This window comes from Blastomonas sp. (assembly GCF_030373265.1).
Classification (GTDB): domain Bacteria; phylum Pseudomonadota; class Alphaproteobacteria; order Sphingomonadales; family Sphingomonadaceae; genus Blastomonas.
In genome coordinates this window covers 34,344-53,258 of record NZ_JAUCZC010000019.1, presented here as the reverse complement: position 1 = coordinate 53,258, position 18,915 = coordinate 34,344, and the positions used below count along the sequence as shown (strand labels likewise).

Annotated in this window: 22 protein-coding genes, 1 other RNA gene and 1 pseudogene; 15 read left to right on the top strand and 9 right to left on the bottom strand. The window is 63.6% G+C overall.

Features of this window, described 5'->3' with window-relative positions; genetic code table 11:
- Positions 1 to 34: 34 nt before the first annotated feature.
- A complete protein-coding gene (locus tag QUV11_RS12230) occupies positions 35 to 766 on the bottom strand; it encodes a class I SAM-dependent methyltransferase (protein WP_300883077.1) in 732 nt (243 codons plus the stop codon).
- Positions 756 to 1,883 (bottom strand): peptide chain release factor 2, encoded by a 1,128-nt coding sequence (gene prfB, locus QUV11_RS12225; RefSeq protein ID WP_300883075.1) that lies wholly within the window; start codon positions 1,881 to 1,883, stop codon positions 756 to 758. Before prfB ends, QUV11_RS12230 begins: the two co-directional genes overlap by 11 nt.
- Before the next feature lie 112 nt (positions 1,884 to 1,995).
- On the opposite strand from prfB, the gene aat reads away from it, so the two are divergent.
- Positions 1,996 to 2,820, top strand: coding sequence for a leucyl/phenylalanyl-tRNA--protein transferase (aat, locus tag QUV11_RS12220; RefSeq protein WP_300883073.1), 825 nt, complete (start codon positions 1,996 to 1,998; stop codon positions 2,818 to 2,820).
- Between the two features lie 35 nt (positions 2,821 to 2,855).
- Here the strand turns inward: aat and QUV11_RS12215 are convergent.
- The 4 genes and pseudogenes from QUV11_RS12215 to QUV11_RS12200 all read right to left on the bottom strand — a co-directional run.
- Positions 2,856 to 3,038 (bottom strand): annotated as a pseudogene (locus tag QUV11_RS12215) (DUF2155 domain-containing protein); the annotation flags it as partial.
- A gap of 248 nt (positions 3,039 to 3,286) precedes the next feature.
- The gene (locus QUV11_RS12210; protein ID WP_300883071.1) at positions 3,287 to 3,682 is read right to left on the bottom strand and encodes an NADH:ubiquinone oxidoreductase subunit NDUFA12; all 396 of its coding nucleotides are present in this window, start codon (positions 3,680 to 3,682) and stop codon (positions 3,287 to 3,289) included.
- Positions 3,683 to 3,885: 203 nt separating this feature from the next.
- On the bottom strand, positions 3,886 to 4,791 hold the full coding sequence (rpoH, locus tag QUV11_RS12205) for an RNA polymerase sigma factor RpoH (protein WP_289619494.1): 906 nt from the start codon (positions 4,789 to 4,791) through the stop codon (positions 3,886 to 3,888).
- A gap of 76 nt (positions 4,792 to 4,867) precedes the next feature.
- On the bottom strand, positions 4,868 to 5,836 hold the full coding sequence (locus tag QUV11_RS12200; RefSeq protein ID WP_300883070.1) for an RluA family pseudouridine synthase: 969 nt from the start codon (positions 5,834 to 5,836) through the stop codon (positions 4,868 to 4,870).
- On the opposite strand from QUV11_RS12200, the gene QUV11_RS12195 reads away from it, so the two are divergent.
- The 10 genes from QUV11_RS12195 (at position 5,835) to rnpB (ending at position 14,584) form a co-directional block, all read left to right on the top strand.
- Positions 5,835 to 6,260, top strand: a complete 426-nt coding sequence (locus QUV11_RS12195; protein WP_300883068.1) for a M67 family metallopeptidase — start codon at positions 5,835 to 5,837, stop codon at positions 6,258 to 6,260. The two genes, QUV11_RS12200 and QUV11_RS12195, sit on opposite strands and share 2 nt — an antisense overlap.
- Positions 6,261 to 6,420: 160 nt before the next feature.
- Complete coding sequence (locus tag QUV11_RS12190) at positions 6,421 to 7,071, top strand: histidine phosphotransferase family protein (RefSeq protein WP_300883066.1); 651 nt, start codon at positions 6,421 to 6,423, stop codon at positions 7,069 to 7,071.
- An 84-nt stretch (positions 7,072 to 7,155) separates the two neighbouring features.
- Entirely contained in the window at positions 7,156 to 9,537 is a 2,382-nt protein-coding gene (locus tag QUV11_RS12185; protein ID WP_300883065.1) for a chemotaxis protein CheA, read from the top strand.
- Complete coding sequence (locus QUV11_RS12180) at positions 9,534 to 9,968, top strand: chemotaxis protein CheW (protein ID WP_300883064.1); 435 nt, start codon at positions 9,534 to 9,536, stop codon at positions 9,966 to 9,968. Before QUV11_RS12185 ends, QUV11_RS12180 begins: the two co-directional genes overlap by 4 nt.
- 123 nt (positions 9,969 to 10,091) lie before the next feature.
- The gene (locus QUV11_RS12175) at positions 10,092 to 10,457 is read left to right on the top strand and encodes a response regulator (RefSeq protein ID WP_300883062.1); all 366 of its coding nucleotides are present in this window, start codon (positions 10,092 to 10,094) and stop codon (positions 10,455 to 10,457) included.
- A 25-nt stretch (positions 10,458 to 10,482) separates the two neighbouring features.
- On the top strand, positions 10,483 to 11,577 hold the full coding sequence (locus QUV11_RS12170) for a chemotaxis protein CheB (RefSeq protein WP_300883060.1): 1,095 nt from the start codon (positions 10,483 to 10,485) through the stop codon (positions 11,575 to 11,577).
- Positions 11,574 to 12,443: a protein-glutamate O-methyltransferase CheR gene (locus QUV11_RS12165; protein ID WP_300883058.1), complete on the top strand. Its 870-nt coding sequence runs from the start codon at positions 11,574 to 11,576 to the stop codon at positions 12,441 to 12,443. Before QUV11_RS12170 ends, QUV11_RS12165 begins: the two co-directional genes overlap by 4 nt.
- A gap of 73 nt (positions 12,444 to 12,516) precedes the next feature.
- Positions 12,517 to 13,461, top strand: a complete 945-nt coding sequence (locus QUV11_RS12160) for a DMT family transporter (protein WP_300883057.1) — start codon at positions 12,517 to 12,519, stop codon at positions 13,459 to 13,461.
- Between the two features lie 47 nt (positions 13,462 to 13,508).
- Positions 13,509 to 14,144, top strand: coding sequence for an N-acetylmuramoyl-L-alanine amidase (locus QUV11_RS12155; protein ID WP_300883122.1), 636 nt, complete (start codon positions 13,509 to 13,511; stop codon positions 14,142 to 14,144).
- Positions 14,145 to 14,181: 37 nt separating this feature from the next.
- Positions 14,182 to 14,584: RNase P RNA component class A (gene rnpB, locus QUV11_RS12150), an RNA gene on the top strand.
- A 36-nt stretch (positions 14,585 to 14,620) separates the two neighbouring features.
- On the opposite strand, the gene QUV11_RS12145 is transcribed toward rnpB, so the two are convergent.
- Positions 14,621 to 14,794, bottom strand: a complete 174-nt coding sequence (locus QUV11_RS12145) for a hypothetical protein (RefSeq protein WP_300883055.1) — start codon at positions 14,792 to 14,794, stop codon at positions 14,621 to 14,623.
- Between the two features lie 168 nt (positions 14,795 to 14,962).
- Positions 14,963 to 15,889: an acyl-CoA thioester hydrolase/BAAT C-terminal domain-containing protein gene (locus QUV11_RS12140; protein WP_300883053.1), complete on the bottom strand. Its 927-nt coding sequence runs from the start codon at positions 15,887 to 15,889 to the stop codon at positions 14,963 to 14,965.
- Between the two features lie 224 nt (positions 15,890 to 16,113).
- On the opposite strand from QUV11_RS12140, the gene QUV11_RS12135 reads away from it, so the two are divergent.
- Positions 16,114 to 16,647, top strand: coding sequence for a J domain-containing protein (locus QUV11_RS12135; protein ID WP_300883051.1), 534 nt, complete (start codon positions 16,114 to 16,116; stop codon positions 16,645 to 16,647).
- 29 nt (positions 16,648 to 16,676) lie between these two features.
- Positions 16,677 to 16,976 carry a (2Fe-2S) ferredoxin domain-containing protein gene (locus tag QUV11_RS12130; RefSeq protein ID WP_300883049.1) on the top strand — a complete coding sequence of 100 codons (300 nt, stop codon included), beginning with the start codon at positions 16,677 to 16,679 and terminating at the stop codon, positions 16,974 to 16,976.
- A 70-nt stretch (positions 16,977 to 17,046) separates the two neighbouring features.
- Here QUV11_RS12130 and QUV11_RS12125 read toward each other — a convergent pair whose 3' ends face one another.
- Positions 17,047 to 17,433 (bottom strand): glycine zipper 2TM domain-containing protein, encoded by a 387-nt coding sequence (locus tag QUV11_RS12125; protein WP_300883048.1) that lies wholly within the window; start codon positions 17,431 to 17,433, stop codon positions 17,047 to 17,049.
- A 190-nt stretch (positions 17,434 to 17,623) separates the two neighbouring features.
- Here QUV11_RS12125 and QUV11_RS12120 point away from each other — a divergent pair, with 190 nt between their 5' ends.
- Both QUV11_RS12120 and rarD read left to right on the top strand, forming a co-directional pair.
- The gene (locus QUV11_RS12120; RefSeq protein WP_300883046.1) at positions 17,624 to 17,845 is read left to right on the top strand and encodes a hypothetical protein; all 222 of its coding nucleotides are present in this window, start codon (positions 17,624 to 17,626) and stop codon (positions 17,843 to 17,845) included.
- A 10-nt stretch (positions 17,846 to 17,855) separates the two neighbouring features.
- A complete protein-coding gene (gene rarD, locus QUV11_RS12115; RefSeq protein WP_300883044.1) occupies positions 17,856 to 18,758 on the top strand; it encodes an EamA family transporter RarD in 903 nt (300 codons plus the stop codon).
- Positions 18,759 to 18,915: the final 157 nt, after the last annotated feature.

Sequence of the window (18,915 nt, the reverse complement as noted above, 5' to 3'; positions counted from 1 at the left end):
AACGCGCCGCAGCCTGACACGTTGCCGCTGCGGATCAGCGCTGGTCGCAACCCTTGATCCTGCCCGGCTCCAGCGCCGCCCCGACGGCTTCGAATCGCGCGAAATAGCCTGCGATATCGGGCTTCTCGATAAACTCGACCAGCTTATACCCCACCGCTTCGAACTCGCAGAACAGCAGCTTGGGCGGAATGCCGTGGCGGTTGGTCGAACGGTCGACATCGACCACGATCACCTGCCCGCCAGGTTTCAGCGCGGGCCGCAACCGCCAGATGAAGGCATAGGGCTCGGTCACCTCGTGGTACATATGCACCATGAAGATGCGGTCGAAGCTGGCTTCGGGAAGCCGCGGATCATCACTATCGCCGGGTTTGATCGAGACATTGTCGAGCCGCTCGCGCTCTACCCGGGTGCCCAGCCGCTTGAGCGCGGCATCGTCGATATCCTGTGCCAGCACGCGGCCATTCGCGCCAACACGTTCGGCCAACCGCACGGTATAATATCCGTTGCCCGCGCCGATATCGGCTACGGTCATGCCGGGCGCTATGCCTGCCAGATCCATGACCGTAGTGGCCTCGTTGCGGTCGTCGCGAACTTCCTCGTTGGAAAACTCGTTGCTGACCACCCCCGCCACGGGTCGGTCGGCGCGGGGGAATGCGCGCGCTGTCTCGGGCCGATCGCTGTCGTTGGAGCCGGTTGGCTGGCAACCTGCGAGCAAGCCCACCGCCAGCACAAGTCCTGTCAGACGACCAACGCGGTCAGTCGACATCTTCGACGTCCGCCTTCTCGCCCGTCACCTTCTGCGACAATGCCGCCGCCATGAACGGATCCAGCGCGCCGTCGAGCACGTCTCCAGGAGCCGTCGAGGTGACACCGGTGCGCAGGTCCTTGACCAGCTGATAGGGCTGAAGAACGTACGAGCGAATCTGATGCCCCCAGCCGATTTCGGTCTTGGCCGCATATTCGCCCGAAGCTTCGGCTTCGCGCTTCTGCAGTTCGGCTTCGTAGAGCCGCGCCTTGAGCATGTTCATCGCGGTCGCACGGTTCTTGTGCTGCGACCGGTCATTCTGGCTGGCAGCGATGATCCCGGTGGGCATATGCGTGATGCGCACCGCCGAGTCGGTGGTGTTGACGTGCTGCCCGCCCGCGCCCGATGCGCGGTAGGTATCGATCTTGAGATCGCTTTCCTTGATCTCGATCTCGATATTGTCGTCGATCACCGGATAGACCCAGACGCTGGAGAAGCTGGTGTGCCGCCGTGCCGAGCTGTCATAGGGCGATATCCGCACCAGCCGGTGCACGCCGCTTTCGGTCTTGGCAAAGCCATAGGCGTTCTCGCCCTTGATCAGCAAAGTCGCCGACTTGATCCCGGCCTGCTCGCCTGCGTGATAATCGACCAGCTCGACCTTGTAGCCGCGCCGCTCGGCCCAGCGCGAATACATGCGCTGGAGCATCTCGGCCCAGTCCTGGCTTTCGGTGCCGCCCGCTCCGGCATGCACTTCTAGATAGGTGTCGTAGCTGTCGGCCTCGCCCGCAAGCAGCGCCTGGACCTTGTCGCGCTCGGCGCGTTCGGCCAGCGCCTTCAGGCTGGCGAGCCCTTCGGCGATCGTCTCGTCGTCGCCCTCGGCCTCGCCAAGCTCGACGAACTCGATCGCATCTGCCATCTCCGCGCCGATCTCGTTGACCGTGCCGATCGCCTGTTCGAGCCTGCGCCGTTCGCGCATCACCTCTTCGGCGCCCTTGGGATCGTTCCACAGGGTCGGATCCTCGACGCGCGCGTTCAGTTCGTCGAGGCGGCGCAAGGCACGCTCCCAATCCAGAAACTTGCGGACCAACGCCAAGGCGGCGTTGATGGTGTCTATATGGGCCTGCCCTTCGGCACGCATGGGGTTACTCCTGATACGTTGGAGCCGCGCTCTAGCCGATTGCCGGGCAATCGCAAAGCCCTGCGCCGCATGCGAGATTGATCTTGGGCCACAAGCGCCTAGATTGGCTTGCATGCACGGCACCCCCGGCCCGGTAACGATCGATCTGACGATGCTGATGCGTGCTTATGCCATCGGCATCTTCCCGATGGCCGATGCGCGCGATGATGTCGACGTCTTCTGGGTAGAGCCGGAATTGCGAGCCATCCTTCCGCTCGACAATTTCTATCTTTCCAAGTCGCTCAAAAAGGTCATCCGTTCCGACAGGTTCTCGGTGACCATCAACCGTGCCTTTGAGCAGGTCATCGCCTTGTGCGCGGAGTCCGCCCAAGGACGCGAGCAAACCTGGATCAACCGAACGATCGAAGCTAGCTTCATCGCCCTCAACCAGCAAGGCCGCGCGCACTCGATCGAATGCTGGCAGGGCGATAATCTGGTCGGCGGCCTGTATGGCGTCGAGATAGGGCACGCCTTCTGCGGCGAAAGCATGTTCAGCCGGGCCACTGACGCCAGCAAGGTGGCCCTGGCGTGGCTGGTCGCCAGCATGCGCAAGGGCGGGCTGACGCTGCTCGATTGCCAGTTCATCACACCGCATCTCAAATCGCTGGGCGCGGTGGAAATCCCCCAGGCGGACTATCTGCAGTTGCTGTCGCACGCGATCAGCGATTCGCCGTTCGCCCCGCCGCGGGCGCAGCGACCGCACCCTGTCATGCCGGGAACTTATTCGGCGTCGGTGGAGGGGGTAGCAGGGGCCGGTGCCGATTCGGGGCTGGTTACCGGATTTTCGGCATTGGCTGGCGGTGATGCCGGGGCGCGTGACGCCGGAGCATCATCGCTTTCGACCGGAGCTTCCTCCCCCGGAAACGCCATTGCGCAGTTTTTGACCCAGACGTCGTAGATCGGGTGCTCGACAACGTTGAGCGAGGGCGATTCCTTGAACACCCAGCCGGAGAACACGCGCTTCCAGACCGGATCGGACGAGCGGGTCTCGCGATCCTGCACCAGCAACTCAACGAACGCGCCCGTTTCGGGCACCGGTTCCCAAGGCGCGGTGCGCTCGCAGGCCGACAGGCGGATGATCGCGTCGCCGATACGCCGCGATTCGCCCGGCTTCATTTCGAGATCGCGGGTCTCGCCATTGCGCTTGTTGAGGAACGCGATGGTGGCCACGCGCTCCGCCATCGGCGTTGAATCGCTGCTCGCGATCTGCACTGGCGGACGAACCGGCGCGCGGCCTGTGGCGCTGGGCCGGACCTGCGGCTGGCTGCCTTGCGTCAGGCGATCACCGAATTGCGTCCAGCCGAATATGCCGGCTCCGATGAGCGCGGCGACCAGAATGACGATGGCGATGATTCGCCCGCGCGTCACGCCTCAGGCGTCCACGCTTCATAGTCGCCGGTGGCAGCGGCGCGGACGCCGCCGCGGTCGAGCGAGCCTGCGGGGCGATAGGCGCCGGTGGTGCCGGTCAGGTTGGGGACATAGTCCTTTTCCCAGATGCGCGGCGGTGGAAGATGGCTCTCCGGCACGGCATCATAGCTGTTGTGCAGCCATCCATGCCATTCGGAAGGCACCCGGCTGGCATCGTTGGCGCCCTTGTAGAGCACCCAGCGGCGTTCCTTGCGGCCCTTTTTGGGCTTGGAGCGGAAATAGGTGTTGCCCTGATGGTCCTCGCCGACCTTTTCGCCATTGAGGGCGCTGAACAGAAGCGTGCCGACGGTTGCACCGTCCCACCAGGTGAAGATTTTTCCCAGAAGTCCCATGGCAGCCCGCTTAATGCGTGAGAGCGCAAAGGGGAAGATGGTTTCGTGGCCAGCAATCTGCCTTTGTCGCGCGGCAGACCGGGTATCCCCAGAATTCCCGGGCGCCAGATGGAGATGAAGCGGGACAGCAAAGCCATCCCGCTTCAATCCACAGTTGCGACCCGGGGATGAGGTCGTGGGGACCATAGGCTCCCATGATGAAGTCAGCCAGCGAGCGCCATCTGCTTGTCGCTGACCAGCCGGTGCATGGCCTTTTGAAGCTTTTCGAATGCGCGCACCTCGATCTGGCGAACGCGTTCGCGGCTGACGTTGTACACCTGGCTCAGCTCTTCGAGCGTCTTGGGGTCATCGACCAGACGCCGCTCGTTGAGGATGTGGCGTTCGCGCTCGTTCAGCGCCTGCAGCGCCTCACCCAGCATTTCGTGCCGCATCGACGCTTCCTGCGCGTCGGCGACGGCAACGTCCTGCAGCGGAGCATCGTCGGTCAGCCAGTCCATCCACTGGCCGTCACCATCTTCGCGCATGGAGACGTTGAGCGACGCATCGCCCCCCATCGCCATGCGGCGGTTCATGTTGACGACTTCGGTTTCCGAAACGCCCAGCTTGGTGGCGATGGTCTTGACGTCATCGGGGTGAAGATCGCCGTCCTCGAACGCGCGAAGGTTGTTCTTCATCCGGCGAAGGTTGAAGAACAGCTTCTTTTGCGCGGCCGTGGTGCCCATCTTGACGAGGCTCCAACTGCGCAGGATGTATTCTTGGATCGACGCCTTGATCCACCACATCGCATAGGTCGCGAGGCGGAAACCGCGATCGGGTTCGAATTTCTTCACGCCCTGCATCAGGCCGATATTGCCTTCGGAGATCAGTTCGCTCACCGGAAGGCCATAGCCCCGATATCCCATCGCGATCTTGGCGACGAGACGCAGGTGCGAAGTCACAAGCTGCGCAGCCGCCTCGGAATCCTGATGTTCCTGATAGCGTTTGGCAAGCATGTATTCCTGCTCGGGCTTGAGCAGGGGGTATTTGCGAATTTCGGTGAGATAACGGTTCAGGCTAGCCTCTCCGCCAAGGGCGGGGATGGTGGCCGGGACACTTCTGGTCGCGCTCATGTTTTCCCTTTCTGCCAATCCGTTCTACGGGCCTCGAAGGAGCGCCCGTTATGGGGATCGCATTTCGACTTGCAACCTAAACACGCAGTCCATCCAAAAGTTCCGCCATATCGGCCGGAATCGGACTAAAAAAGTCGCATTCAGATCCAGTCACCGGATGTATAAACCCGAGGCGTTGCGCGTGCAATGCCTGACGACGGAAATCCGCGGCTTTCAACAGGTCTCGCAGCGCTTTTGGCGGCTTGGAATAGAGCGGATCGCCGAGCAGCGCATGGCCGATGCTGGCCATGTGAACCCGAACCTGGTGCGTCCGTCCCGTTTCCAGCCGGCACTCCACCCGGGTCGCGCCTCGCAGCCGCTCCTCGGTGGTGAAATGGGTGACGGCATGCTTGCCGCGCCCCTCCCCCACCATCGCCATTTTCTTGCGGTCATGGTCGCTGCGGCCGATATTGCCGCGCACTGTGCCATCGGCCGGGAGGGGCCGTCCCTGCACGATCGCGACATAACGCCGGTTGATCGAATGCTCGGCAAATTGCGCCGCAAGCCCGAGATGCGCAGCATCGGTCTTGGCCACGACCAGCAACCCGGACGTGTCCTTGTCGATGCGATGGACGATACCCGGCCGCGCCACACCGCCGATCCCCGACAATTGCCCTGCGCAATGGTGCAGCAGCGCATTCACCAACGTGCCATCGGCATGCCCCGCCGCCGGATGCACCACGAGCCCTGCGGGCTTGTCGATGACCAGCAGGTGCGAGTCTTCAAACACCACTGCCAGCGCGATATCCTGCGCCAGGGTGTCGAGCGGCAGCGCATCCGGCACCACCACGCTATACCGCGCCCCGGCGGCCAGCTTGACCGATGGCCGTGCAACCGGCTTGCCATCGAGCTTCACGGCCCCCTGCAGGATTAGCGCCTTGATCCGTTCGCGCGACAGGGTCGGCTCAAGGATCGCCAGCCCGGCATCGAGACGCTGGCCCGCCGCGCCATCAGGCACGGTGCCCGTCCGGATATCGGCGGGACTGTTGGATTGCGCAGCATTCATGGCTATGCTGTGGCCGATGCAGGTTATGCTTTCAAGCGCGCTCCACGCCCAGTTGCTCGCTCAGGCCCAGGCAGCCTTGCCGAAGGAGTGCTGCGGCCTGCTGCTTGGGTCCGGCAGCACCATCGATCGCATCACGCCCGCCCCGAATGTGTCGGACACCCCGGAGCGCGCCTTCGAGATCGATCCTGCCACTCTTATCGCAGCCGAGCGCGCGATGCGGCGCGGTGGAGACAACATCATCGGCTATTATCATTCCCACCCCAATGGGCGCGCCGAGCCATCGCCGCATGATGCGGCCGCCGCCGCCTGCGATGGGCGGCTGTGGCTGGTGATCGCGCACAGCCAGATCACCGCCTGGCGAACCATCCGCGGCGGGGCGTTGCTGGACGTGTTCGATCCGGTATCCCTCCGCCTGGCGGATTGAGATTTCCATCCGATCTCGCGCACCGGTTGCCGCTACGTCCTGCCCGGTCCGGATTAAAGCTTGAACCTGTGCAGCCTTTTCGCCACATCCCATCAAGCGCGGCCGATCAGCCTGTGCGCGTTCATTCCAGCCCATCCGCCACAAAGGCACGCCCCAGTCTATGCCCAGCTCCGCCGACCTGTCAGAAACCGAACTCGCCAGCCTGTTGTGTTCGCGGCTTTGCCACGATTTGCTGAGCCCCATCGGCGCGATGAACAATGGGCTCGAATTGCTTGCCGACGAAACCGATCCGGAAATGCGCGCACGCTGCATCGAGTTGCTCACCGACAGCGCCCGGGCGTCTGCCAGCAAGCTCAAGTTCTTTCGCCTCGCATTTGGCGCCGCAGGCGGGTTTGGTGACAAGGTCGATGTCAACGAACCGCGCCAACTGATCGAGGGACTCGTCGCGGACAAGCCCCGGGTCGAACTGCAATGGCACGTGCCCTCCGACCTGCTCGCCAAGCCCGCGGTGAAGGTGCTGCTCAATTTGGCGCTGATCGGGCTGGATGGCCTGGTACGGGGTGGCCAGTTGATCATCGCGGCCGAAGAGAATGCCGGCACATGCGAGATCGCGGTCAATGCGACCGGCCCCAAGGTTGTGATCGATCAGGCGGTGGCTGCGGCCCTGTCGGACGACATCAACCATGTCACGATGAGCCCGCGCACGGCGCCGGCCTACATGATCAAGCAGATCGTCCGCCGCAACGGCGGCGACATCCAGTTGGCGGCGACGCCCGAATCCTTGGTGATCGGGGCCATGCTGCGGGTCTGAAATCGGCACGCGCCGACTCCGAGGCAACCTGATGTTAACCATATCGCGCGCAAACCGTCCGCCAAGCGCTGGCGGACGATGGATATGGATGACCTGATACAGGAATTTATCGCTGAAACGCGCGAGACGCTGGACGCACTCGCCAGCGAACTGGTGCTGTGGGAGCAAGACCCACACGACAGCGCGCGTCTCGACAGCATTTTCCGGTTCGTCCACACGGTCAAGGGAAGCTGCGGTTTCCTCAACCTCCCCCGGTTCGAACGCTTGAGCCACGCCGCTGAAGATGTTCTGGCGCAGGTCCGCGACGGCAAGCGCGAAGCATCCGCCCATCTGGTGGATGCAGTGCTCGGAATCATCGACCGGATCGGCGAGCTGATCGTGGTGATGGAATCGGGCGAAGCTTTGGCGGACGGATCGGACGCCGACCTGATTGCGGCGCTGCATCGCAGTCCAACACCTGAGCAAGCTGCCACCGCTCAGGCCGCGCCCCCTGCCAACGATACCGGCCCTGCAGCGCGCCGGCAGGCAGCGATCCGCTCGATCCGCGTGCCTCTTGTCCTGATCGATCACCTGATGAACGGCGTGTCGGACATGGTGCTGGCGCGCAACGAAGTCGCCCGCTGCCTGCGCGATGACCAGAACGGCCCGGTTCTCGAAAATGCCTTCGACCGGCTGTCCTCCTGCATCGCCGACATGCGCGATGCGATCGGCCAGACCAGGATGCAGCGGATCGACCGGATCTTTTCGCCGCTGCCTCGTCTCGTGCGTGACCTGTGTGCAGACTTGGGCAAGCAGGTCGACCTTAGAACATCCGGCAGCAGCGTCGAGCTGGACCGCGAAATGATCGAAATGATCCGTGATCCGCTGACCCATATCATCCGCAACTCGATCGACCATGGCATCGAAACCCCCGCCGCGCGAAGCCTAGCCGGCAAGCCTGCCACCGGACGCCTGAGCATTTCGGCGCGCCAATCGGGCAACCAGATCCTGATCGAGATTGCCGATGACGGGCGCGGCATTGACACCGACAAATTGGTCGCGCGCGCGCAGGCGGCCAAGGTGCGCACGGCGACCGAGATCGTGGCGCTCAGCGAACGCGCACGGCTCGAACTGATTTTTGCCCCCGGGCTTTCCACCGCCGATCATGTGACCGCGATCTCAGGCCGCGGCGTTGGCATGGATGTCGTCCGCTCCAACATCGAGCGCATCGGCGGGTCGATCGATCTCGAGAACAACCCCGGCCGGGGGCTGCGCGTCGTTCTGCGCGTGCCGCTGACGCTCACCATCATTCCGTGCCTGACCGTACGCGCAGGCGGCCAGGACTTCGCCATGCCGCGCTCGGCCATCCGCGAGATCCTGTTCGACAACAATGATCAGGTGCGCATCCAGCAGGTCGGCGGACGCGACCTTGCCTATATCCGCGGCGAATGCCTGCCATATGTCGCGCTGGAGACGTTGCTGGGTCTGGAACGCACGGCAAACCCGGTGGCGCGCCATCGCACCGTCATCACCGTAAACGCCTCGTCCGAGCTGCGCTATGCACTCGCCGTCGAGGCGGTGATCGATCACGAGGAGCTGGTTGTGCGCCCCGGAGCGCCGGTGATCATGGCCGACGGATTGTATGCGGGAACGACACTGCCCGACAACGGTCGCCCGATGCTGCTGCTCGATCCGCTGGGCCTCGCCAACCGGGCACAACTCAACGAATTCACCCGCGCGGTGGACGATCCGTCGAGTGAACATCCCGACGCAGGCGAAGCCGATGGCGGATCGGCGCTGCTGTTCCGTGAGGCCGCCGGAATGCTGAGGCTGATGACGCTGGCGGCGGTCGAGCGAGTCGAGGATGTTGATGCTGCGCGGCTGGCGATGGCCGGAGGCCAGGTCCGGTTGAGCATCGATGGCGAAAGCCGCCCGGTGTTCGGGCTCGACCAACCGCCCCAAACGGGCCATGCCAAACTGCTGCACCTGAGCGATGGTAAACGCCATGTGCTGTATGCCGTCGATGACGTGATCGACATCGTGCGGTTGCCCGCAAGGGTCGAGCCTGCCAGCGAACCAGGCCTTGTCGGCGGAATCGCGCTGCTGGGCGATCAGCAGATCGAGGTGATCGATCCCCATTGGGTGTTCAGCTATCTGGTCGGGCCTGCGCCCTCATCCGAACGCCCGGCGTGCTGCCTGATCGGTACCGATGATCCGTGGACCCGCAATATCCTGGCACCCCTCGTGCTGGCAGCGGGCTACAGGCCGATCTTCGGTGCGCCGCGGGACGGCCAGCAGGATGAAGCGGCTGTCAGCATCATCGTGGGAGACGGCGCCGAGACGCCCATGCTCCTGCGCGGCGAGGTGATCCGGCTGCGCGACAACCTGTCGGGTGGTCCGCAGGACGCCGACACGATCTATCGCTATGACCGGGCCGCCCTGCTGGGGCGCCTGATCAACGGGCGCAAGGGAGCGCAAGGCACATGAAAGAGCTTTACCTGATTGCGGTCATCGCCGGGGAAAAGGTCGTCATCCCCGCCGAACAGGTCGACAGCGTCGTCAACGTGCGTGAATCGGTTCCCGTCCCCTCGGCTGCGCCGTTCATCGCCGGACTGTTTGCGCTGCGCAGTCGGGTGCTGACCCTGATCGACTGCCAGTTCTTCGTCAGCGGCGAACCGGTGGACCTCGTCCCCGGCCAACCCGCGATCGTGGTTAACATCGGAGGCTGCCATTACGGGCTGCTCGTCGACGCGGTCATCGACGTGGTTCAGTCCAACATCGCGCCTGTCCCCCTGCCCAGCCAGTTGCCGGCAGGCTGGTGCGATATCGGGCGCGCGTTGCTGGATATCGATGCGGCCACCTATCTGCTGATCGACCCCGATTACATGGTGAACCCCGCCTTGCGCCGCGCCGCCTGATTGGGCGTGCCGACCGGGTGTTTTGCGATGAGCCGCATCTGCCGGAGCGCACGTGTTAACACGCTGATTACCAATCAGCCCTAATGTCGAACACGGCAATACTGCTGCGAGGAGGCCGCGCCCATGAAAACCTGTCTGGTTGTTGACGATAGCAAGGTAATCCGGAAGGTCGCACGGCATATTCTGGAGACGCTGGACTTCACAGTGTCCGAGGCAGCCGATGGCAGCGAAGCGCTGGACCAGTGTCGCCAGGGGATGCCCGACGTGGTTCTGCTCGACTGGAACATGCCGGTCATGAGCGGCATGGAGTTTCTGTGCGCGCTTCGGCTGGTGGATGGCGGCGCCAAGCCCAAGGTGGTTTTCTGCACCACCGAAAACGGCCGTGGCCACATCCAGGCGGCAATCGACGCCGGCGCCGACGAATATGTGATGAAACCCTTCGACCGCGAAACGCTGCACAGCAAATTGCAGATCGTCGGCTGCGCCTGATCGGTGGTGCAGGGGCAATCCATCCATGACCATCCTTGAACCCATGACGGCCCCGCGGCGTATACCCCTGCCGGTTCGCGATGCGCTGCCCGTCAGCCGCGTGCTGATCGTCGACGACAGCCTGGTGATGCGCTCGATCGTGCAGCGGATCGTCGAGGCCGCTCCGGGATTTTCCGTCTGTGCCAGCCTCCCTTCGGCACAGGCCGCGCTCGACTTCCTTGCCCGCGACTCCGCCGACATCATCCTTCTGGACATCGAGATGCCGCGGCGATCCGGGCTGGATGCGCTACCCGATCTGATCGCTGCGAGCCACCGGGCCCGCATCCTGGTGCTCTCCTCGCACTGCCGCGAGGGCGCGCCGGCGACGCTCAAGGCGCTCGCATTGGGTGCAAGCGACACCCTGTCCAAGCCCGACCAGCAGCTTTATCCGCAAAGTTTCATCACCGCGTTGCACGACAAGCTGCATGTGCTGGGCGATGCGGCCAGATTTTCGCGCGAGGCCATGCCGCCCGTGCCCGCCCGCCCCGTCATCACGCACAGCACGCTGGATTGCATCGCGATCGGATCGTCGACCGGCGGGATCAGTGCCATCCATGAGTTTCTGGGCGCGCTCGATCCCGGCATCGACGCACCCATCCTCGTCACCCAGCACCTTCCGGCCGACTTCATGCCCTTCCTCGTTCGCCACATCGCCGATCTCGGCCTGCGGCCGGTGCATCTGGCTGAGGACGGCGCGGTCCTGCAGCGCGGGCATATCTATTGCGCGCCAGGCAACGCGCATCTCGGGCTTCGGGCGAGCGGAGAGACCATCCGGGTCGCGCTGATCCCGGAATGGCCCCGCACCGCCTACAAGCCGTCGGTCGATCCCATGTTCACGGCGGTCGCGCGCTGCTTCGGCGCGAGTGGCGCCGGGGTCATGCTGAGCGGCATGGGCGCGGACGGTCTGGCGGGTGCGCATCTTCTCGCCGATGAAGGCGCTCCAGTCTACGTTCAGGATGCCCAGTCGAGCACCGTATGGGGCATGCCCGGCGCCATTGCCCGGGCCGGACTTGCCAGCGTGATGCTTCCCCCTGCCGGTATTGCCCGGTTCATTGCCGATTGCTGGCTGGAGCCGAAATGATCCATTCCCAACCCGCCGCCAACGCCACCCGCATTCTTGCCGGCCTGCTGGAAGCCCGCACCGGCCAGCAGATCGCGCCGAGCCGCTACTGGCGCATCCAGACCGCTTTGGCCCCCATGCTCAAGGCGCAGGGCATTCCCGATCTCGACGCGCTGGTCGCGGTGCTGTCCGATCCGGACAACGAGAAACTGCTGCAGGAATCGCTCGACGCGATGCTCAACAACGAGAGCTTCTTTTTCCGCGACACCGCGATGTTTGCCGCCCTGCGCTCCGACGCCTTTCCCGTATTGCGCGAACGCCGTGCCCAGCGCCGCACGCTGCGCGTCTGGTGCGCTGGCAGTTCGACCGGCCAGGAAGCCTATTCGGTGGCAATGCTGTTCGACACCGAGCGCGACACATGGAAAGACTGGAAAATCGAGATCGTCGGCACCGACATCTCGCCTTCGGTGATCGCGCGCGCAAAATCGGGCCGCTACAGCCAGTTCGAGATCCAGCGCGGGCTGTCGGTCGACTATATGCTGCGCTATTTCACGCAGGACGGCGAAGACTGGGTGATCGATCCGCAGTTGCAGGCGATGGTGACGTTCAGGGAGGACAATCTGCTCAAGCCGCGCGGCGATCTGGGCCGGTTCGACTTTATCCTTTGCCGCAACGTGCTGATGTATTTCGCAACCGAGACCCGCCATATCGCCTATTCCAAGCTTGAACGATCGCTCGAGGATGACGGCTTGCTGATGCTGGGCGCAGCTGAAACGGTGCTCGGCCATACCGAGCTGTTTTCCGCAACCCGCGAAATGCGCGGCCTGTATTGCAAGGCCAGTGCGAGCCGGTCCGGCCAGTCGATTATCCCCCCGCCGTTGAGCTGATTTTTCCGCCGCCCCCTTCGCAAGCGCAGCATAAAGGCTGTTCTGGCCCGGCATTTGCCCTATGCCTCGCCGCATGACGCACGATTCGCCCGCGCCTGACCAGCCCGAACGGAGCTTTGGACGCCTCGACTGGGCGGTCGCCATCGCCATGATGCTGCTGTGGGGCTTCAACATCATCGCGATGAAATCGGCGGTCGACAGCGCCGGCGCGTTGCCTGCCGCCTTTTTGCGCCAATCCATCGTCGCGGTGGTCTGCTTGCCGTTCCTCCGTATCGTGCCGGGCCGGATGCGGCTTATCGCGGTGCTGGGCGTGCTCAGCGGCGGGCTGTTCTATGTCGCGATCGGGCTGTCGCTCAAGGTCAGCACCAATGTCAGCGCGCTCGCGATCGCCGGGCAATTGGGTGTCCCGTTCTCGCTGATCCTGGCGGTCATCTTCCTCAAGGAGAAGATCGGCATTCCGCGCCTGATCGGCATTGTCCTTGCCCTGTTCGGCGTCGTGCTGCTGGTGTTCGACCCGGCCATCGCCGGAGAACTTCCCGCCATCGCAATATCGGCCTGCGGGTCGCTGGTCTGGGCGATCGCGACGCTGATCCAGCGCAATCTGGGCGGCATCGGCGTTCTCAACATCAGCGGCTGGATGGGCCTGATCGGGTCGCTGGTGATCCTGCCCTTTGCGGTGCTGCTCGAACCCGACGGCCTGGCAATGCTGCCGCACCTGAGCATGGAGACCTATGCCTGGACGGCGTATGCCGCGATCGGATCGAGCATCGGCGGGCATGGCGCGATGGTCTGGCTGCTGCAGCGGCACAGCGTGTCTACGGTCAGCCCGCTCACTATCCCGACCCCGGTCATCTCGGTGGCGTTTGCCACCTGGTGGTTCGGTACACCGCTGACCTGGCTGATGATTGCAGGTGGATTGATCGCATTGCTCGGCGTCTCTATCGTGGCGATCCGCAACGCCCAGCGTTCGCGGATGCTGGCCGAAGCGCGGCTGATGAAGGAGGGCACCAGACCGTGATCGACACCCCGTCGCCGAACTTCGACGAGCGCTCCCTGCCGATCACGATGCTGGTGCTGCACTACACCGGGATGCAGGATGCGCCGGCCGCGATCGACTGGCTCGCCAACCCCGCCTCCAAGGTGTCCGCGCATTATGTCGTCACCGAGGATGGCCAGATCATCCGCATGGTCGACGAGGCCAACCGCGCCTGGCACGCGGGCCGCGCGCACTGGCGCGGCATCAAGGACGTCAACAGCGCCAGCATCGGCATCGAGATCGTCAATCCCGGCCACGAATTCGGCTACCGCCCCTTCCCCGAAGAGCAGATGTCGGCGCTGATCCCGCTGGTCGCGGAGATCGTCGACCGGCACGGGATCCCGCGCGCCAACATCGTGGGGCACAGCGATGTCGCGCCCGCACGCAAGCAGGATCCGGGCGAGCTGTTCGACTGGCAAAGGCTGGCGCGGGTCCGCCTTGCCTTGCCGATTCCCGATGGAAGGCTGGTCGATCCTTACTGGAGCGATGGCGCGTTCCTGCTCGCGCTCGAGCGCTTCGGCTACGACATCTCCGACGGGCGCGCGGCGACCACCGCGTTCCAGCGCCGCTGGCGCCCGGGCACGATCACCGGCGAGATCGACGGCGAATGCCGGGCAATCCTGTTCTCGCTGCTGCTTGATCGCGATGCAGGCCGCTACCGCTGATTGCGCTGGCTGCTTTTCGCCGCTAGGGCCGCTTCTGCCAGAGGGTCGGGCAGCCGCGGGTCATGCAAATGGCGCGAGGAAAGTCCGGGCTCCACGAAACAAGGATGCCGGGTAACGCCCGGCGGGGGCGACCCCAGGGACAGTGCAACAGAAAGCAGGTTGCCTAAGGCTTCGGCCCGGTAACAGTGAAAGGGTGCGGTAAGAGCGCACCGCGCGGCCAGCAATGGTTCGCGGCACGGTAAACCCCATCCGGAGCAAGACCGAATAGGGGCGGACGCGGATACGGCCTTCGATTTTTCGAGGATACGTCCAGGGGTGTTTCGGCCCCGAGCCGCCCGGGTTGGTTGCTTGAGCGGCGCAGCAATGCGTCGCCTAGAGGAATGGCTGCCCATGACCGGCAACGGTCAGGACAGAACCCGGCTTACAGACCCTCTGGCAATTTTCGTTGGAAGATATTCGTTGGAAGATAGGCGCGATCAGAGCGCTGCAAGCACCAGGCGTGCGGGGACGCCGTTTTCACCGTTCAGCACTTTCGACTGGCACTCGGCAAAATCCTGCACGCCTTTGCCGGCATAAGCTTGCGAACCGAGCGCGAATGTCGCCATCATGACGATCGACAGCATGGCGGAGAATAGCAACTGGCGGCTCATTGCGGCAAATCCCTGAATCGTCTCAATTTGCAATCTATGTTGCAGATGCGAGATAGATAGCAGCGCAGACCTTTCAAGACCCTTAGCGTTCGACAAACGACATTTGAGGGCGATGAAGGGGCAGGCGCAGCGCGATTGACTTGTCACCACGCGATCAGCGCCCTGCGATTAAAGCTGTGCCAGGAAAAGCTTCATCTGTTCCCACGCAGACTCTCTTGCCCTGAGCGTTCCCTCCTCGCTTCCGCCGAAATGGACCGAAAACGTACCCTGCGTGAAATGAACCAGACCGGGCCCAGGGCCCATGAGCAAGTGACTTGCGTCGTCATATTGAAGGTTCAGCACCGGGGGGCGGAAACCTGCCGAGCGCAGGCGCGCGACGATACGATCAGCCATCTGCGACGCTGGCCAAATTCCATCACTGCGACTTGAGACGAGCAACACCGCAGCCTTTGATTGCTCGACCGGTATCGATGCGGCGTTCGCTCGCTGCTCGTCACCCAGCCCGTCGCTGAACTGGCGCGAAGGATCTGCAACCGGAAGGTCCACGAACGGAACCGGCAAGCCGCCTTCGGTCCAGGCCGGGATCTTTCCCGTCATGTCGCCCACGGCGGGCCATGCAACCGACGACGGGGAAAATGCGACGATCGCATCAACCTCGGGCCGTCGGCTGGCCACCAACAATGCGAGTTCGGCACCTCGGGACTCGCCGATCACTGTCAATGCGCGTGTCGCACCCCAGCGGCGCTTCATCCAGTCCAACGCACGATAGGTATATTCTAGCGGAACGCTCTCCAGTCGTTCCGGAAGACCGTCGATCTTTTCAGAAAATCCGCTGAAGTAAGCGAGCGCAAGTACGGGGTGCCCCGCGTTCGCCAAATCCATAGCCGCCTTGGCCGATGGATAGCCCCCGTCCGAGCCCCCGAGCATGAGAACAGCCGCGGCCTTGCTGCTGGCTGCGGGCGCGAGATACAGACGAGCGGCAATCCCAGCCTCACGGATGCTGATCTCCTCAAAGCGAGGCCGATCCTGCGCGTTCGCTGCGAAACCGTGGCACCACGCCGCAACAACCGTGATCGCCAATAGCCATATGCGCATCGACCGCCTCCTCTGAATGGCACGACCTTCATCAAATGTGCGCTATGCCAAACCGGCGTTCGTCAAAACTACAGATGTAATCGACGAACGACGCCCGCTTCCAGCCGGCTTCCGGCAAACAGGAGCTCCACGCGGTGAGTGCTGCATGCTGAGTCGGGATGCCAACGCAGGAAGCGCCCAGCAGGGACTAGCCCTGCCCCCGCATCCTAGCTAGATGACTGCCGATGGCAGGCAAACGATCTTCCGACTGGGGTTTTCCGCGCTGGCGTGGCTATGGATCGTCGCGCGAGGCGCAGACGGTGCGGATCTGTGACCGGCATGGGTGCGACGAGGCTGGCAAGTGCCCAGCGCCCAAATCGCCCAACAGCCCGGACCGCTGGTATTTCTGCGAAAAGCACGCGGCAGAGTACAACCAGGGCTGGGACTATTTCGAGGGGCTCGACAAGGAAGAGGCCGCCGCGCGCGCCGCCGAAGAGAAGCGCGATACCTCGGGCTATCGCGAATCGGTGTTCAACGAATGGGCGGGCTCGGGCGATGGCAGCCGCACGCGCGACGAGATGCGCGCACTCGACGTGCTCGAATGCAACGCGCACAGCGAGTTCGACGAGATCAAGAAGGCCTATCGCCGCCTCGCCAAGGCCAACCATCCCGACACCAACCAGAACGACAAGGACGCTGCCCAGCGCTTTCAGGCGATCCAGGCGGCCTATGCGGTGCTGCGCAGCGCCGAAGAAAGAAAGACCTGGAAAGGCGTGTAATCGCCCCGACCCGCTCCTATCTGACCACAATGAAAACTGAAATCCGCGCCAACTGGTCCCATGCGATCCTGGTCTGCAAGAAATGCCAGAAGCGCGCCAAGGCCAGCTTCGGCTCCGAGGGTGACCCTTCGCTCGCCAAGGCGCTCAAGCGCCGCCTTCCCGGAGGCAAGGGCCGCAAGGCGAAATTGGGCGTGATCGAGGTCCCTTGCCTCGACATCTGCCCCAAAAAGGCGGTGGTGCTGATCGACACCCGCCATCCCGATAGCTGGCGGATCGTGCGCGAGGGTGCCGATATCGACCGCCTGGCAGAAGAGCTGACCTCCGCCTGATCGACTGGATACGAAAAAGGCCCCTCCCGTTTCCGGGAGAGGCCCTTTTGCGTCGTGCTTGGGTAGTAGCTTAGCGGCAGTTCACCCGGCTGCGGTCGATGGCGCGGCCAGCGGCTGCACCGCCCAGACCACCGACGACAGCGCCCAGGGTCTTGTCGCCGCGACCTGCGACCTGATCACCGATCAGTGCGCCGACGCCCGCGCCGACCAGCAGGCCGGTGGTGCCGTTGCTGCGCTGGCAGCGATAGCGACCGTCGTTACCGCGCCAGTAACGGCCCTCATAGCGCGCCTCGCGGCGGGCATCACGGCGGCCTTCGCGATAGGCACGGCGCTCGTCGCGACGCTGGAACTGCGCAGCATCCTGCGAATGAAAACTGGTGGGAACGGGCAGCGCGACCGAGGTCGCAGGTGCGGGGTTGAGGAACGCGGCTGCGCTGGCAAGGGCAAGGGTCAACATGATGTTATCTCCACTGAATGCTCCGGGCGGTTCGTCCCGGCTCGAACTAACAACATTCATCCCCGCCGCCGGTTTCATGAACAGAATACAACATAGGTGAATTCGACTGTTCTGCGGTTCAGCCGAGCCTTGCGCACGACGAACCGATAATCCGCTTGCAACCAAGCACTGTCTTATCCATATAGGACACATGCTGAACATACTTTCGATCCTCATCGGGATCTTCGCCCTGCTGCTGGCCATACCCGCATTCCTGCCGCTGCTCGGCGCGCTCAATTGGCTGATCGTGCCAATTGCGTTGCTCGGGGTTCTGCTTGGCTTCCTGTCGAGCAGCAACACCGGCCGTAATCTGTGCCTGGTGGTGTTGGTGATCTGCATTATCCGGCTATCGCTGGGCGGCGGCATCTTCTAACCCGCGCCGCATGAGCGGTGATGCCAAGCAACTGAAAGGCCTGCCTGAAGCGGTTGGCGCCTATACCATCTGGGGTTTCATGCCGCTGTTCTTCAAACAGCTGCAGGCAATCTCCCCGGTGGAGATCGTCGCGCACCGCGTGATGTGGTCGGTCGTGCTGATCGTCATCATCCTGGCGGTTTCGCGCCGCCTGAGCGAATTCACCACCGCTCTGGCCGATCCGCGCACCCGCCGGTTCATGCTGGCCAGCACCACGCTGATCGCAGGCAACTGGCTGATCTATATCTGGGCGATTACCAACGGGCATATTCTTGCCGGCAGCCTTGGCTATTACATCAACCCGCTGCTCAACGTTGCGCTGGGCGTCGTCTTTTTCGGCGAGCGCATGAACCGGACTCAGATGTTCGCCCTGGTGCTGGCCAGTGCCGGGGTGCTGGTGCTGGCGAGTGAATCGCTGGCATCGATCTGGATCAGCCTGACGCTGGCGGGGTCGTTCGGATTGTATGGCATGGTGCGCAAGATGGCGCCGGTGGGCTCGCTGCCGGGCCTTGCCTGCGAAACGACGCTGCTGCTGCCGGTCGCGGCTGGCTATGCCGTGTGGGCGGCGCTGTATGACCCAACGCCCGGGTTCGGCTATTCCCCCTATACCGATATCATGCTGATCGCAGGAGGCGCGGTGACAACGATCCCGCTGCTGCTGTTTGCCAGCGCCGCGCGCAAGATGCCGCTGTCGACCCTGGGCTTTATCCAGTTCATCGGCCCGACGATCCAGTTCGTGCTTGGCGTGTTCGTCTATGACGAGCCGTTCACCCGTGCGCACGCGATCTGTTTCGGCCTGATCTGGCTTGCGGTCGGCGTGTTCTGTGTCGACGGAATCAAGCGTTCACGCGCGGCGCGGGCGGCGGTGGCTTAGATTGCGGCATTCAAATCCTCACCCGGAACGGGGAGGTGGCAGCCCGTCAGGGCTGACGGAGGGAAGGCAGGATTGGGCAGCGATCCTTCGGTGCGCCCAGCCGCTTCCCCTCCACCGCTTCGCGGTCCCCCTCCCCGTGCCGGGGAGGAGTGAAAAC